Below are 15,236 nucleotides of genomic sequence, written 5' to 3'. Positions count from 1 at the left end.
TCGCGCACGGCGGGTTTCGATCCTCAAGGGCGACACCTAGCGGCCGTCGCTCTCGGAGGCACAGCCCTGTGCCGGGAGCAGCGCAGAGCCTCCCGCCAGCGGCGCCGGCGGGAGGCAAAGCTCAGCCGCCCGACTTGGCCTTGCGCTTGGCGCGGCGGCGCACGGTCTTTTTCTTGGCCACGGCCTTCTCGGCCGCCTTCTGCAGCTTGGACAGACCGCTGTCCACCAGCTTGAACTTCTTCTGCGCCGCCTTCACCTGCGCCTGCTCTTCCTGCGCGGCGCGCAGCGCCTCCGTCGCGCTCTGCTTGTCGGCCAGTGCCACGCGGCGCGCCTCGACGGCCTTGGTCTTGGCCGCCGGCCCCTTCGCACTGCGCGAGCGCTCCAGCGCCTTCGCGGCCTTCGACTGCGCCGCGGCGGTCTTCTTCTTCGCCGCGTCCACGGCCTTGTTGCTCGCCGTCAAGGCGCGATCGAGGGCCTTGGCCCAAGCCTCGTGAGCACGCTGCACATCGCGTTCGGCGGCTTGAACCAGAGCGGAAGGATTGTCGGCCATATCGTTATTCTCCTTAGGGTGGAAAAAGGTTGCGTAGCCCATAGCGACCGCTGTCGCGAAAACTGTTGCGTGCGCGAGCGTTCGCACGCATCAGCGTATCACTTCTACCTGCCCCGGGCGCCGCCGGGTGCGCACCGCGCGCGGGCCTTTTTGCGCCGCACGGCGCACCAGCGGATCTTCGTCCTGCAACAGGCGCGCGCGCTGCTCGTCCGCCAGGCGCCGATTGCGTGCTACCGCATAGCGTACGTTCGGCTCGCGGTCGCTCACGCAGCGCTCGATCTGTTCGGGGGTCAGGTCCTCCCGCTTGGCGATGCACAGGCGGATGACGTAATCGTCGTCTTCGAGCAGCGCCGCCACTTCCGCGCCCGTGAGGTCCATGCGGCGCGCGAAATAGCACTTCACGTGCATCCACTGCTCGCGCACCATGAAAGGGCGCACCGCGCGCGGCAGGTCCTCCGACAGCGCGAGCTCCAGGCGCTCGCCGATGGGCAGCGCCTTATAGGTCTGCTCGTCCATCAGTCGATACCCAGATCCTGCCACATGGCATCGACGCGCGCCTTCACTTCGTCGCTCATGCGGATCGGGCGGCCCCACTCGCGCGTGGTCTCACCGCGCCACTTGTTGGTGGCGTCGAAACCGATCTTGGATCCGAGCCCCGACACCGGCGAGGCGAAATCAAGATAGTCGATGGGCGTGTTCTCCACCATCACCGTATCGCGCGCCGGATCCATGCGCGTGGTCATGGCCCAGATCACATCCTCCCAGCTGCGCGGGTTCACGTCCTCGTCCACCACGATGACGAACTTGGTGTACATGAACTGACGCAGGAAGGACCACACGCCGAACATGACACGCTTGGCGTGGCCCGGATACTGCTTTTTCATGCTCACCACCGCGACGCGGTACGAGCAGCCCTCGGGCGGCAGATAGAAATCCAGAATCTCGGGAAACTGCTTTTGCAGAATCGGTACGAACACTTCGTTGAGGGCCACGCCGAGCACGGCGGGCTCGTCGGGCGGGCGCCCGGTGTAGGTGCTGTGATAGATCGGATCGCTGCGGTGCGTGATGCGCTCGATGGTGAACACCGGAAAGCGCTCGACCTCGTTGTAGTAGCCGGTGTGATCCCCGAACGGCCCCTCGTCGGCCTCCTCGCCCGGGTGGATCACGCCCTCCAACACGATCTCGGCCGAGGCCGGCACCTGCAGGTCCGAGCCGAGGCACTTCACGACTTCCGTTTTGCCGCCGCGCAACAGGCCCGCGAAGCCGTACTCGGACAGCGTATCCGGCACCGGCGTGACCGCGCCGAGGATGGTAGCCGGATCGGCGCCGAGCGCCACGGCGACGGGGAACGGCTCACCCGGGTGCGTCTCCTGCCACTCGCGAAAATCGAGCGCGCCGCCGCGGTGGGCGAGCCAGCGCATGATCACCTTGTTGCGCCCGATCACCTGCTGGCGATAGATGCCGAGGTTCTGGCGTGCCTTGTGCGGGCCCTTGGTGACCACCAGCGCCCAGGTGATGAGCGGGCCGGCGTCGCCCGGCCAGCAGGTCTGGATCGGCAGGCGCGCCAGATCCACCTCCTCGCCCTCCCACACGTGCTGCTGGCAGGGCGCGCGCGACACCACCTTGGGCGACATGTTGAGCACCTGCTTGAACACCGGCAGCTTGTCCCACGCATCGCGCATACCCTTGGGCGGGTCCGGCTCCTTCAAAAACGCGAGCAGCTTGCCCACCTCGCGCAGCGCCGCCACCGAGTCCTGCCCCATGCCGAGCGCCACGCGGCGCGGCGTGCCGAACAAATTGCCCAGCACGGGCATGCGGTGTCCCGTGGGATTCTCGAACAGCAGCGCGGGACCGCCGGCGCGCAGCGTGCGGTCGCACACCTCGGTCATCTCCAGGCGCGGGTCCACCGGCGCGCGTACGCGCTTGAGCTCGCCCTCGGCCTCGAGCTTGGCCATGAAGTCGCGCAGGTCGTGGTATTTCATCCGTCTCCGCCTGGGGCCGTGTCCGCAAAACAGGGAAAACTAACACATTCGACCGGCCGCCCGCACCGTCGCTGGAAGTTCAGCACCCGGCAAAACCCGCTTCTCCGCTTCGGTTGCGGCGGCACCTCGCAGCCAAAACAACGCTTCGTACTGCGCTGAACCCGCGCGCTGCGTTCGGCCTCCGCGCGGGTCGTGGCGCGTTATGGGAAAAGCCGCTGGGCCGACTCCTACCACGGTAAGACGAGGCCGTCACCCAAGTGGCATACACCACGTCGGTGCGGGGCCTTTGTTCATCACGGGCCGAGGTGCGCAGGACGCGTATGCGCGCGTCCGATCGGTGGGAATGAGGGCGGATGGTGGGCGGCCCGCGCTGCGCTGGAAACGCACCGCTATCGGTGACATCGCGCTAGTTCGATCCGGCTTCCTGCTCCAACAGATCGGCGAGGTCGGGGGCGGACACGTAACCGAAGCGCACCTCGCCTTTCGGCGTGACGATGGCGGGCGTACCGAAGAAGCCCATTTCCTGGGCGAGCACCAGGTGGTCGGCCACGGGGTTGTCACACGGTTCGGCTGCCACGGGGCGCCCGGCCTTGGCCTCGTCCAGCGCGCGATGGGGGTCTTCGCTGCACCACACCGCCTCCATCTGGGGAAGGGAGTCGGGGTGCACCGAGGGGAACGCCGCGTAGCGAATACGGATGTCGAACAGGTGGTAGTCCTCGATCTCGTTGTGCATCTGGCGGCAGTAGGGGCAGTTGACGTCGGTGAACACGGTCACCGTGTGCTTGGCGTCGGATGGCCCGTAGACGATGAATTCTTCTTCGGGCAGCGCGTCCACCGCCGCTCCTACGTCCCCGCGTGGATCGGCGACCAAACTCATGGGCATGAGGAGAAGCGCAGAAAGCAAAAGTACGGTCGTGCTTGGCTTGATGTTCATGATGATGGTGATTGTTTGCAGGGCGATGCTCGCCCATACGTGGATGTCTTAGCTCCACAACGATGGGCGATTTCGGCGGTGGCGGCAAGCGAATGGGCAAACGCCCTAGCCGATCTCCGGGTTTCCATTAACGTCCTGTTGGGCCCGGCTGCCGCGCTGCGAACACGACCGCCGGCGAGGCGGCATTCAACCGACACCGAGGGTCCGCGCGTCGTCTGGTAGAGGGTTCGCGCTGAGTTGATCCATGGTCGCGCGCGCACCCGCAAGCGGTCAGTTCGACGAGGCGACCTCGGAGTGGTCCGACAGCGACGCGAGGATGGTGGCGACGGTGGAGAGGTCGCCCGGTTTTAAGAGGAAGTGGTCGAACAGGCGGCGCTCGTCGTCCTCGGCCCCCGGGCGGCGGCCGTAGCCGGTGAGCGCGACCAGATGCGGGGTCGGGCTGTCCTTGCGCGCGCGCAGGCGGCGCGCGACCTCGTAGCCGTCCATGCCGGGCAGGCCGATGTCGAGGAAGATTACCTCGGGCCGAAAATCAGTGGCGGCTCGCAGCGCGCTGGGGCCGTCCGCGGCGGTCTCGACTTCGTGGCCCAGCACCTCCAGCAATTGCGCAAAGCTATCGGCGGCGTCGTGATTGTCGTCCACCACCAGCACGCGGCGCTGCACCACCTCGGCCGCGGCGCCGGCCAGTTCGAGATCCGGCTCGGGGACCTCAACCGCCGCGAGCAAGGGCAGGTGGACGGTGAACTCGCTCCCGCGGCCGAGCCCGGGACTGCGCGCCTCGACGCGCCCGCCGTGCATCTCCACCAGAGTGCGCACCAGGCTGAGGCCCACCCCGAGCCCGCCGCGCACGGGGCGGTGCTGGCCCTCGGCCTGGGTGAAGAGATCGAACACGCGCGGCAGCATGTCGGCGGCGATGCCGATGCCGTTGTCGCGCACGAGGATCACCGCGTGCTCGTCGATCGCGGTGACGCGCAGCGTGATCTCGCCGCCCTCTTCGGTGTACTTGGCGGCGTTGTGGAGCAGATTGGCCGCCACCTGAGCGAGGCGCACGGGGTCGCCGTCCACCCACAAGGGCTCGCCCGCGAGGTCCAGGGCGAGGGCATGACGCTTGTCGTCGATGAAAGGGGTGACGGTCTCGATGGCGCGCCGGACGATGTCGGTGAGGTCGAGGCGCTCGCGCTGAAGTTCGATCTTGCCGCGCGTGATACGCGCGACGTCGAGCAGGTCGTCGACCAGGTGGGTCATGTGGGTAACCTGTCGCCCGATGGTGTCCAGCCCCCAGCGCGTGCGCTCCTCCGTGGGGCCTTGCAGGCGCAGCAACTCCACGGCGCTTTGGATCGGCGCGAGGGGGTTACGCAGCTCGTGGCCCAGCATGGCGAGGAACTCGTTGCGGTGACGGTCGGCCAGGCGCAGCTGCTCGGCCTGCTCCTCCAGGCGGTGCTCGGTGGTCTTGTGCGCGGTGATGTCCACCATCACGCCGCGCAGGCGGGTGCGCACGGCGGCCTCGCGCACCACGTGCACGTGGTCGCGCATCCAGGCCAGGGTGCCGTCGGCGCGTGTGACGCGGTATTCGATGATCGTGCCGGTGGTGCCGCGCGCGGTCGCCTCGTAGGCGTGCAGGGCGGCCTCGCGGTCCTCCGGGTGCATCAGCTTGGCGCGAAACTCGCGCGCCGCAAACCAGCGCTCGACCGGGTACCCGAGGATGGCCTCGGCGCGCCGGCTCACGAAGGTGAACACGTGTTCGGGGTCGCCCTCCCACACGATGGCGTCGAGGCCTTGGACGAGGTCGTAGAAACGCTCGGTGGAGCGCTGGGCGAGCGCGCGCAGCTTCTCCTTGTGGGCCTCGATCTGGGCGTTCTTGTTGTACAGGTCGACGAACACCACCACCTTGGATTTGAGGATCTCCGGCACCACCGGCTTGACGATGTAATCCACCGCGCCCACCTCGTAACCGCGGTACATCCAGGTGGAGTCGGGGTGCTTGCCGGTGAGGAAGATGATCGGCGTCTGGTACGAGCGGCGGCGACGGCGCACCAACTCGGCGGTCTCGAACCCGTCGATGCCCGGCAGCTGCACGTCGAGCAGGATGACCGCGAACTCGCCGCCGAGCAGGCTGCGCAGGGCCTCCTCGCCCGAACTGACGGCGGTCACCTCGAAGCGCGCGTCCTCCAGCACGGCGCACAACGCCGCGCGGCTGCGCGCATCGTCCTCCACCAGCAGGACGCGGGCTTTGCTTCTCGGCTGCATGGCAGCTTCGGTGCTCACCGCTTCAGCCAGATGCGCAGCAGCGACAGCAGCTGCATGACGTCGATGGGCTTGGCCATGTAATCCGAGGCGCCCACCTCGATGCACTTCTCGCGATCGCCCTTCATCGCCTTCGCGGTGAGGGCGATGATGGGCAGGTCGCGGAAGCGTTCACGCTCGCGGATCATGCGCATGGTGTCGTAGCCGTCGAGCTCGGGCATCATCACGTCCATGATCACCAGGTCGATATCCTCGTGGTCCTCCAGCCTACGGATCCCGTCACGGCCGTTCTCCGCATACAAGACCTCCATGTCGTACTCCTCCAGGATGCTGGTCAGGGAGTAGATGTTGCGGATGTCGTCATCGACCACCAGCACCGTGCTACCGGCCAGTTCGTGGTCCACGCGGCGGCGTTCGCTGAGCATGTCGCGCGCATGCTCGGGCAGGTCGGCCATCCGTCGGTGCGCCATGAGCGCGATCTCGTTGGCGAGGCGCGCGCGCAGGTTTTCGTCCTGAACTACCACGGTGCCGACCAGGGCCTCGAGCTCGCCGCGCCCTTCGTCGGTCGGTTCCTTACCATAGGCGATGATCGGCAGGTGCGCGCCCTTCTCCCTGGCGCGCAACCGACGGATGAAGCCCACGGCGTCGGGCAGATCGAGGTTCACCACGAGGCTGACATACCCCCCCACTTCGAGGGCGCGCTCGGCGGCTTGGGCGCTCGGCACCTCGCGGATTTCCAGCGGCGGCTCGCCGAGCAACTCGGCGAGTTGCGCGCCCAGACCCTCGGCAGGGCCCACCCACAGCACGGCGCGGTTCGGCGCGCGGATAAAGGCGAGGGTGTCGTCCAGTATCGGCGCCAGCTCGGACGGATCGCGCGGCTTCAGGTGACAGCCGAGCGCGCCGCGGCACAGGCCGCGGTGGCGCGGCAGGCGCGACACCAGCATGTGGACCGGAATGTGGCGCGTATCGGGGTCGTGCTTGAGCAGGTCGAGCACCCCCCAGCCGTGCATGTCGGCCAACTCGGCGTTGAGCAAGATGGCATCCGGTCCGGCTTTGCGGGCCATGGCGAGACCCGCGTCGCCGCGCAATGCGATAAGGCCCTTGAAGCCGATCCCGCGCGCGAGCGCGAGCGCGGCGCGGGCGTAGTGCGCGTCGGGCTCGACGATGAGCAGGATACGGTCGTCGTCCTGGATGCTATCGCGGTCATCGCTCACCTCGTTCTGTTCCAGCAACGAGAGGTAGGCACCACCCGCGGTATCCTCGGCGATCGCGTCGGCCGGCTCCTTGCGCGTCGGCTGCGGACGCCAAGCGGCGGCCTGCACCCTACTGGACGAGGGCAGGTAGAGCGTAAAGGTGCTCCCCTCCCCGGGTCGGCTGTCCACCACGATCTCGCCGCCGAGGCGACGCGCGATCTCGCGGCTGATCGACAAACCGAGCCCGGTGCCGCCGTATTTGCGGCTGGTGGTGCCGTCGGCCTGCTGGAAGGCCTCGAAGATGATCTTCTGCTTGTCGGCGGGGATGCCGATGCCGGTATCGGACACCGAGAAGGCGATCACCGAGTCGGCGCGGTTCAGGGTCTCGAGGCTCGTGTTCCAACCCGAGGTGACGCGCTGCATGCGGAAGGCCACGCGGCCCTTCTCGGTGAACTTGAAGGCGTTCGACAACAGATTCTTGAAAATCTGCTGCAGGCGCTTGGCGTCGGTGTAAATGCTTTGCGGCAGGTTCGGATCGACCTCGATGGGGAACGCGATGCCCTTGTCCTGCGCCATCTGCTGGAAGGTGCGCTCCACGTAATCGCGCATGTCGGCCAGGCGCTCCTTGCCGATGTCCAACGTGACGGTGCCCGACTCGATCTTGGACAGGTCGAAGATGTCGTTGATCAGCGAGAGCAGGTCGGACCCGGCGGCATGGATGGTCTTGGCGAACTCGACCTGCTTCTCGCTGAGGTTCTTGTCGGAGTTCTCCGACAGCAGCTTGGCGAGAATGAGCAGGCTGTTGAGCGGCGTGCGCAGCTCGTGCGACATGTTGGCCAGGAACTGCGACTTGTACTTGGAGGCGGCGGATAGCTGCGCCTTCTGCTCGGAGAGCAGGCGCGCCTTCTCCTCCAGCTCGCTGTTGGTCTTCTGCAGCTCCTCCTGCTGCGCCTTCAGCAGCTCCTCGGACTTGCGCAGGTTCTCGGCCTGCTGCTCGAGACGGTCGTTCGTCTTGCGCATCTCCTCCTGCTGGCTCTGCAGCTCGCCCGTGAGCGACTGCGACTGCTTGAGCAGGTCCTCGGTGCGCATATTCGCCTCGATGGTGTTGAGCACGATGCCGATGCTCTCCATCAATTGGTCGAGGAACAGCTGGTGGGTCTCGCTGAAGCGGTGGAACGAGGCGAGTTCGATGACGGCCTTGACCTCGCCCTCGAACAACACCGGCAGCACGATGATATTGAACGGCGCCGCCTCGCCGAGCGCCGAGTTGACCGCGATGTAGTTGGGGGGCACGTCGCTGACCACCATCGGCGCGCCCTCGTAGGCGCACTGGCCGACCAGGCCCTCGCCGAGGCGAAACCGCTTGGGCACGCCCTGGCGCTCGCGGTAGGCGTAGCTCGCCATCAGGTCCAGCACGGGTTCCTCGGCGTCGGGCTTCATGACGTAGAACACCCCGTGCTGCGCCTCCACCAGCGGGGCGATCTCGGACAGGATCAGGCGCGAGACGGTGAGCAGATCGCGCTGCCCCTGCAGCATCTTGGTGAGCTTGGCGATGTTGGTCTTGAGCCAGTCCTGCTCCTTGTTCTTGAGCGTGGTGTCCTTGAGGTTGCGGATCATCTCATTGATGTTGTCCTTGAGCGCCGCCACCTCGCCCGAGGCCTGCACCATGATCGAGCGCGTGAGGTCGCCCTTGGTCACCGCGGTGGCCACCTCGGCAATGGCGCGCACCTGGGTGGTGAGGTTATCCGCGAGCTGATTGACGTTGTCGGTGAGGTCGCGCCACAGGCCCGCCGCGCCCGGCACCTTGGCCTGGCCGCCCAGCATGCCCTCGCTGCCCACCTCGCGCGCCACGCGCGTCACCTCGGAGGCGAACGAGCCGAGTTGGTCCACCATGGTGTTGATGGTGTTCTTCAGCTCCAGGATCTCGCCGCGCACGTCCACGGTGATCTTCTTGGACAGGTCGCCGTTGGCCACCGCGGTGGTCACCTCGGCGATGTTGCGCACCTGGCCGGTGAGGTTGGCGGCCATGGAGTTCACGTTGTCGGTGAGGTCCTTCCAGGTCCCGGCCACCCCCTTTACCTCGGCCTGGCCACCGAGCTTGCCCTCGGTGCCTACCTCGCGCGCCACGCGCGTCACCTCCGAGGCGAAGGAGTTGAGCTGATCCACCATGGTATTGATGGTGTTCTTCAACTCCAGGATCTCGCCCTTCACGTTCACGGTGATCTTCTTGGAGAGGTCGCCGTTGGCCACCGCGGTGGTCACCTCGGCGATGTTGCGCACCTGGCCGGTGAGGTTGGCGGCCATGGAGTTCACGTTGTCGGTCAGGTCCTTCCAGGTGCCCGCCACGCCGTCCACCTCGGCTTGGCCGCCGAGCTTGCCCTCGGTGCCCACCTCGCGCGCCACGCGCGATACCTCCGAGGCGAACGAGCCGAGCTGGTCCACCATGGTGTTGATGGTGTTCTTCAGCTCCAGGATCTCGCCGCGCACATTCACGGTGATCTTCTTGGAGAGGTCGCCGTTGGCCACCGCGGTGGTCACCTCGGCGATGTTGCGCACCTGGCCGGTGAGATTGCCGGCCATCGAGTTCACGTTGTCGGTGAGGTCCTTCCAGGTACCGGCCACGCCCTTTACCTCGGCCTGACCGCCGAGCTTGCCCTCGGTGCCCACCTCGCGCGCCACACGCGTCACCTCCGAGGCGAAGGAGTTGAGCTGATCCACCATGGTGTTGATGGTGTTCTTCAGCTCCAGGATCTCACCCTTGACGTCCACGGTGATCTTCTTGGACAGGTCGCCATTGGCCACCGCCGTGGTGACGTCGGCGATGTTGCGCACCTGGCCGGTGAGGTTGGCGGCCATGGAGTTCACGTTGTCGGTGAGGTCCTTCCAGGTACCGGCCACGCCCTTCACCTCGGCCTGGCCGCCGAGCTTGCCCTCGGTGCCCACTTCGCGCGCCACGCGCGTCACCTCGGAGGCGAAGGAGTTGAGCTGATCCACCATGGTGTTGATGGTGTTCTTGAGCTCCTGAATCTCGCCGCGGGCATCCACCGTGATTTTCTTGGACAGGTCGCCGGTGGCCACCGCGGTGGTCACCTCGGCGATGTTACGCACCTGGCCGGTGAGGTTGGCGGCCATGGAGTTCACGTTGTCGGTGAGGTCCTTCCAGGTGCCGGCCACGCCCTTCACCTTGGCCTGGCCGCCGAGCTTGCCCTCGGTGCCCACCTCGCGCGCCACGCGCGTCACCTCCGAGGCGAAGGAGTTGAGCTGATCCACCATGGTGTTCACCACGCGCCCGATGCGGCGGAACTCGCCGCGCAGCGGGCGCCCGTTGATGTCCATCACCATGGTCTGCGACAGGTCGCCCTTGGCCACCGCGCCGATCACGCGCGCGACCTCGGTGGTCGGCTGTACCATGTCGCCGATCAGCGTGTTCACCGAGTCGATGCTCGCCGCCCAGGCCCCGGTCACCGTCCCCAGGCGCGCGCGTTCGGCGATCTTGCCCTCCTTGCCGACCACCGCGCTGACCCGCGCCAGCTCCTCGGTCATCATGGCGTTCAGCTCGATCACCTCATTGAAGGTCTCGGCGATCTCTTCGGCGATGCCGCCGCCGCTCACCTCGAGGCGCGCGGAGAAGTCGCCGCGCCGGAAGGCCTTCAGCGCTTTCAATAATCTGCGGGCGTCGATGTCCTGTGCGGCGTGCTCGGCGATGGCGGCGGGCATGTACGCTCTCCTGCGCTGCTGGATGCTGTAATAAAGGTGTTCCGGACGATAGCTCCGGACGGGACTACGAAAATGCGGAATAATCCGTAATAAGGCAACCGTTTAGGGGATCGCCCGAGTTGACATCGGGAATGACCCCAATAGCGAGACCCGAGATTATCCGACTCGCGCCGTCGGAAATAAGGCGACTGAGCCGGCGCGCGGGCAACAGGTGCCAATATTGCGACGCCGGCACGCGCCGGCCTTAGCCGACCGCCTCCGCGAGATCGAAATCGGCGAACGCGGGGGCGTGGTCCGACGGCCGCTCCAGGGCGCGCGGGGCGGTGTCGATCGCCCCGGCGCGACAGCGCGCAGCCAAGGGGCCGCTGGCGAGCACGTGATCGATGCGCAAGCCCCAGCCCCGCTGAAAGGCGTTCAAGCGGTAGTCCCACCAGCTGTAGTGGCCCTCGCCATCCTCGAACAAGCGGAAGGTGTCGACCAAGCCCAACTCGAGCAGCTGGCGAAACGCGGCCCGCTCCGGCTCGCTGAACAGCACCTTGCCCTCCCAGCGCTTGGGGTTGTGCACGTCGCGCGGCTCGGGGGCGATATTGAAGTCGCCCACCAGCACCAGGTGCGGGAACTGGGTCAACTGCTCCGCCAAGTAGCCGCGCAGACGCGTCAGCCAGTCGAGCTTGTAGGCGAACTTGTCCGACTCGACGCTCTGCCCGTTGGGCACGTAGACATTGACCACCCGCACCGGCCCCGTCGGGCTCTGGTAGGTGGCCGCCAGCAGGCGCCGCTGGGGGTCGGGGGTGGCGGCGGTGCCGGGCAGGTCCACGCAAGGGTCACGCACGCCTTCCCGGGTGATGATGGCCACGCCGTTGTAGGTCTTCTGTCCGGAGTACACCGCCTGGTAGCCACGGTCGAGGAAGGCCTGCAGGGGAAACTCCTCGTCGGGCAGCTTGGTCTCCTGCAGGCACAACACGTCCGGCCGCTGCGCGTCCAGCCAGTCGAGGACGTGCGCCAGGCGCACGCGCAGGGAGTTGACGTTCCAGGTCGTGACTCTCATAGGCCGCTCACTCGTGCCGGGAAAAAGCAGAGGCCCCCGTGGGGGCCTCGTGCCGCTGGGCCGGTCACCGGTTCAGGTGGCCGCGATCATAAGTAGCGCGTCGCGCGGGGTCAAACGAGCCCGTCCCACGCGCCTTCTCACCGACGCTAGGCGGCCAACCCGTTGTGGCGCAGCAGGGCGTCGATGCGCGGTTCGCGGCCCCGGAAGGCCACGAACAGCTCCATCGGCTCGCGCGAGCCGCCCTGTTCGAGCACGGTCTCGAGGAAACGCCGCCCGGTGGCCTGATCGAAGATGCCGTGCTCCTCGAACTGGCTGTAGGCGTCCGCGGACAGCACCTCGGCCCACTTGTAGCTGTAGTAGCCCGCCGCATAGCCGCCCGCGAAGATGTGCGAGAAGCTGTGCTGGAAACGGTTGTACGGCGGCACCGGCACCACCGCGAGCTTGTCGCGCACGTCGTCGAGCAAGGGCTGCACGTAGCGCCCCTGCCAGGCGGGGTGGTACTCGTGGTGCAGGCGAAAGTCGAACAGCGCGAACTCGAGCTGGCGCACCGTCTTCATCGCCGACTGGAAGTTGCGCGCCGCGCGCAACTTGTCGAACAGCTCCCGCGGCAGCGGCTCGCCGCTCTCGACGTGGCCGCTGATCAGCGCCAGCGCCTCGTACTCCCAGCACCAGTTCTCCATGAACTGGCTGGGCAGCTCCACCGCGTCCCACGGCACGCCGTTGATGCCCGACACCGGCGCGTAGTCCACCCGCGTGAGCATGTGGTGCAGGCCGTGGCCGAACTCGTGGAACAACGTGACGACCTCGTTGTGCGTGAGCAGCGCGGGGGTGTCGTCCACCGGCGGGGTGAAGTTGCAGGTCAGGTAGGCGACCGGCACCTGCAGGCCCTCGGCGCTACGGCGCCGGCGCACACACTCGTCCATCCACGCGCCGCCGCGCTTGTGCGGGCGCGCGTACAGGTCGAGATAGAACCGCCCGCGCACCGTGTCCTCGGCGTCGCGGATCTCGTAGAAGCGCACGTCCTCGTGCCAGCTATCGACGCCGTCGAGCGCCTGCACGCGCAGGCCGTAGAGGCGCTCGACCACCGCGAACAGCCCCTGCACCACGCGCGGGGCGGGGAAGTAGGGCTTGAGCTCCTCCTGCGAGAGGTCATGGCGCTGTTTGCGCAGCTTCTCGCTGTAATAGGCGACATCCCACGGCCCGAGCTCCGCCAGGCCGTGATGCTCGCGCGCGTAGGCGCACAGCGCGGCGAACTCCTCGCGGGCGCGGGGTACGGCGCGCTCGGCGAGGCCGTTCAGGAAGCTCAGCACATGCTCCGGGTCGCCGGCCATCTTGGTGGCGAGCGACAACTCCGCGTAGTTGGGGAAGCCGAGCAGCTCGGCGCTCTGGTGGCGCAGCGCGAGGATGCGGTCGATCACCTCGGTGTTGTCGTAGCGCCCCGGCACCGGGCCTTGATCGGAGGCGCGCGTCACGTAAGCCTCGTACATGGCCTCGCGCAGCGCCCGATCGTCGGCGTAGGTCATCACCGCGATGTAGGTCGGCGGCTCGAGGTTGAGCAGCCAGCCCTCCAGCCCGTTGCGCTCGGCCGCTTGGCGCGCCAGCGCGCGGGTGGACGGGGGCAGGCCGGCGAGGCCCGCTTCGTCGGTGATATGCCGGGTCCAGGCCTGGGTGGCGTCCAACACGTTGTCGGCGAAACGGCTGCACAGCGCTGTGAGCTCTTCCTGCACCGCCTTGTAATTGGCCTTGATCTGCGCGGGCAAATCCACGCCCGCCAGGCGGAAGTCGCGCAGGGCGTTGTCGATCACCTTGCGCTGAGCCGCATCGAGGCGCTGGTACTCGCGCCCCTCCCGAATCGACTGGTAGGCCGCGAACAGCCGACTGTCGTGGCCGAGTTCGGTGGCATAGGCGCTCAGTTTGGGCAGGCAGGCGTTGTAGGCCGCGCGCAGCGCCTCGGAGTTGACCACCGCGTTGAGGTGGCCGACCGGCGACCAGGCGCGTTCCAGGCGATCCTCCAGCGCCTCCAGCGGCGCCACCAAGTTGTCCCAGGTGTAGGGCCCGGCCTGGGCGAGCAGCGCCTCGCGCGCGGCGCGGTTGTCGGCCAGGATCTGGTCGATGGCGGGCTCCACATGCTCGGGTCGGATCTGGCTGAAGGCCGGCAGCCCGGCGGTGTGCAACAAGGGGTTGTCCATGGACGCTCGGTTCTCCTGTGCGGCAAGACGAATCATTCTGCGGGGCGGCGCGGCGTCGGTCAAAGGACCGCGCCTGTGCACACGCCGGGGGTAAGACGTCGAACGCGGCAGGCCCCCTGGTTTCAAGGCCCTGCTAGAATCCCCGGGATGAACGCCCCTGCGCACCCTTATGACGCGCTCACTCCCGACCGGGTGCTGGACGCGGTGGAGGCCCTGGGGCTGCGCCCCGACGGGCGGCTGCTCGCGCTCAACAGCTACGAGAACCGCGTCTATCAGATCGGCATAGAGGATGACCGCTTCGTGGTGGCGAAGTTCTATCGTCCCGCGCGCTGGGACGATGCCGCCATCCTGGAGGAGCACGCCTACGCCCTGGCGCTGGCCGAGGCGGAGATCCCCGTGGTCGCGCCGCTGATGCTGGAGGGGCGCACGCTGCACCACGACGGGCCGTTCCGCTACGCGGTGTTCCCGCGCCGCGGGGGGCGCGCGCCGTCGCTGGACAATCCCGAGCACCTCACCTGGCTGGGCCGCTTCCTGGGGCGCATCCACCTGCTCGGCGCGGCACGACGCTTCGAGCATCGCCCGCGCGTGAGCCCCGCGGATGGGCGCAGCGCGCTCGCCTACCTGCTGGCCGAGGCCGTGCCCGACGCGTTGGCGCACAACTACCGCGCGGCGGCCGAACCCCTGCTGGACGCGGTGGAGGCCGCCTTCGAGCGCGTCGGGCCCTATCGCACCCTGCGCCTGCACGGCGACTGCCATGCCGGCAACGTGCTGTGGACCGATGCGGGCCCCCATTTCGTGGACCTCGACGACTGCCGCAACGGCCCCGCGGTGCAGGACCTGTGGATGCTGCTCTCGGGTACACGTGAGGAGATGGAGGGCCAGCTGCGCGCCCTGCTCGAGGGCTACCGGGAGTTCTACGACTTCGACCCGCTGGAGCTGCACCTCGTCGAGGCGCTGCGCGCGCTGCGGCTCATCACCTACAGCGCGTGGCTGGCCCGCCGCTGGGACGATCCCGCCTTTCCCATGCACTTCCCCTGGTTCCACACCGCCCGCTACTGGGAGGATCAGCTGCAGACGCTGCGCGAGCAGCGGGAGCGGCTCGCCGAACCGCCCTTGGCGCTGTAGGCGCACCCACCGCCGCCACGCGCACCGGGGAGTGACTTGCAGCCGTCACCGGCAGGGTCCATTATGTCAATGGTTTGACAGAAGGAAGCGCGCATCGATTCAGCGTTTCCGGCGGCACAGGGGGTGCCGCCGTTATCAGCGGCCCCACCGTTGATAACCACGCAGGGGGAGAATCACGCTGTCTCGCGCTGCGAGGCCTGAGAGATCCAGGATGGATTTACTCAGACCGTCCATAACACCAATAACAATGGGGGTGG

At 67.5% G+C, this 15,236-nt stretch carries 9 protein-coding genes; 1 reads left to right on the top strand and 8 read right to left on the bottom strand.

Translation table 11 applies throughout. From position 1 onward, the window contains the following. Positions 1 to 121: 121 nt before the first annotated feature. The 8 genes from HUS23_07610 to prlC form a co-directional block, all read right to left on the bottom strand. On the bottom strand, positions 122 to 550 hold the full coding sequence (locus tag HUS23_07610) for a hypothetical protein (GenBank protein ID QKT03690.1): 429 nt from the start codon (positions 548 to 550) through the stop codon (positions 122 to 124). 90 nt (positions 551 to 640) lie between these two features. Next, on the bottom strand, positions 641 to 1,066 hold the full coding sequence (locus HUS23_07605) for a hypothetical protein (protein ID QKT03689.1): 426 nt from the start codon (positions 1,064 to 1,066) through the stop codon (positions 641 to 643). Beyond that, on the bottom strand, positions 1,066 to 2,532 hold the full coding sequence (gene ubiD, locus HUS23_07600) for a 4-hydroxy-3-polyprenylbenzoate decarboxylase (protein QKT03688.1): 1,467 nt from the start codon (positions 2,530 to 2,532) through the stop codon (positions 1,066 to 1,068). The genes HUS23_07605 and ubiD overlap by 1 nt, the downstream gene beginning before the upstream one ends. A 406-nt stretch (positions 2,533 to 2,938) precedes the next feature. Next, positions 2,939 to 3,415, bottom strand: coding sequence for a DsbC family protein (locus HUS23_07595; GenBank protein QKT03687.1), 477 nt, complete (start codon positions 3,413 to 3,415; stop codon positions 2,939 to 2,941). A gap of 321 nt (positions 3,416 to 3,736) precedes the next feature. Beyond that, positions 3,737 to 5,710 carry a response regulator gene (locus HUS23_07590; protein QKT03686.1) on the bottom strand — a complete coding sequence of 658 codons (1,974 nt, stop codon included), beginning with the start codon at positions 5,708 to 5,710 and terminating at the stop codon, positions 3,737 to 3,739. A gap of 14 nt (positions 5,711 to 5,724) precedes the next feature. Then, positions 5,725 to 10,617 (bottom strand): HAMP domain-containing protein, encoded by a 4,893-nt coding sequence (locus HUS23_07585; protein QKT03685.1) that lies wholly within the window; start codon positions 10,615 to 10,617, stop codon positions 5,725 to 5,727. A 244-nt stretch (positions 10,618 to 10,861) separates the two neighbouring features. Next, entirely contained in the window at positions 10,862 to 11,665 is an 804-nt protein-coding gene (xth, locus tag HUS23_07580; protein QKT03684.1) for an exodeoxyribonuclease III, read from the bottom strand. 146 nt (positions 11,666 to 11,811) lie between these two features. Beyond that, positions 11,812 to 13,854: an oligopeptidase A gene (gene prlC, locus HUS23_07575; protein QKT03683.1), complete on the bottom strand. Its 2,043-nt coding sequence runs from the start codon at positions 13,852 to 13,854 to the stop codon at positions 11,812 to 11,814. Positions 13,855 to 14,001: 147 nt separating this feature from the next. Between prlC and HUS23_07570 the strand changes: the two genes are divergently transcribed. Next, positions 14,002 to 14,979, top strand: coding sequence for a serine/threonine protein kinase (locus tag HUS23_07570; protein QKT03682.1), 978 nt, complete (start codon positions 14,002 to 14,004; stop codon positions 14,977 to 14,979). Positions 14,980 to 15,236: the final 257 nt, after the last annotated feature.

The sequence above is a fragment of the Ectothiorhodospiraceae bacterium 2226 genome (genome assembly GCA_013348725.1).
GTDB lineage: Bacteria > Pseudomonadota > Gammaproteobacteria.
This window is presented reverse-complemented; position numbering and strand designations above follow the sequence as displayed.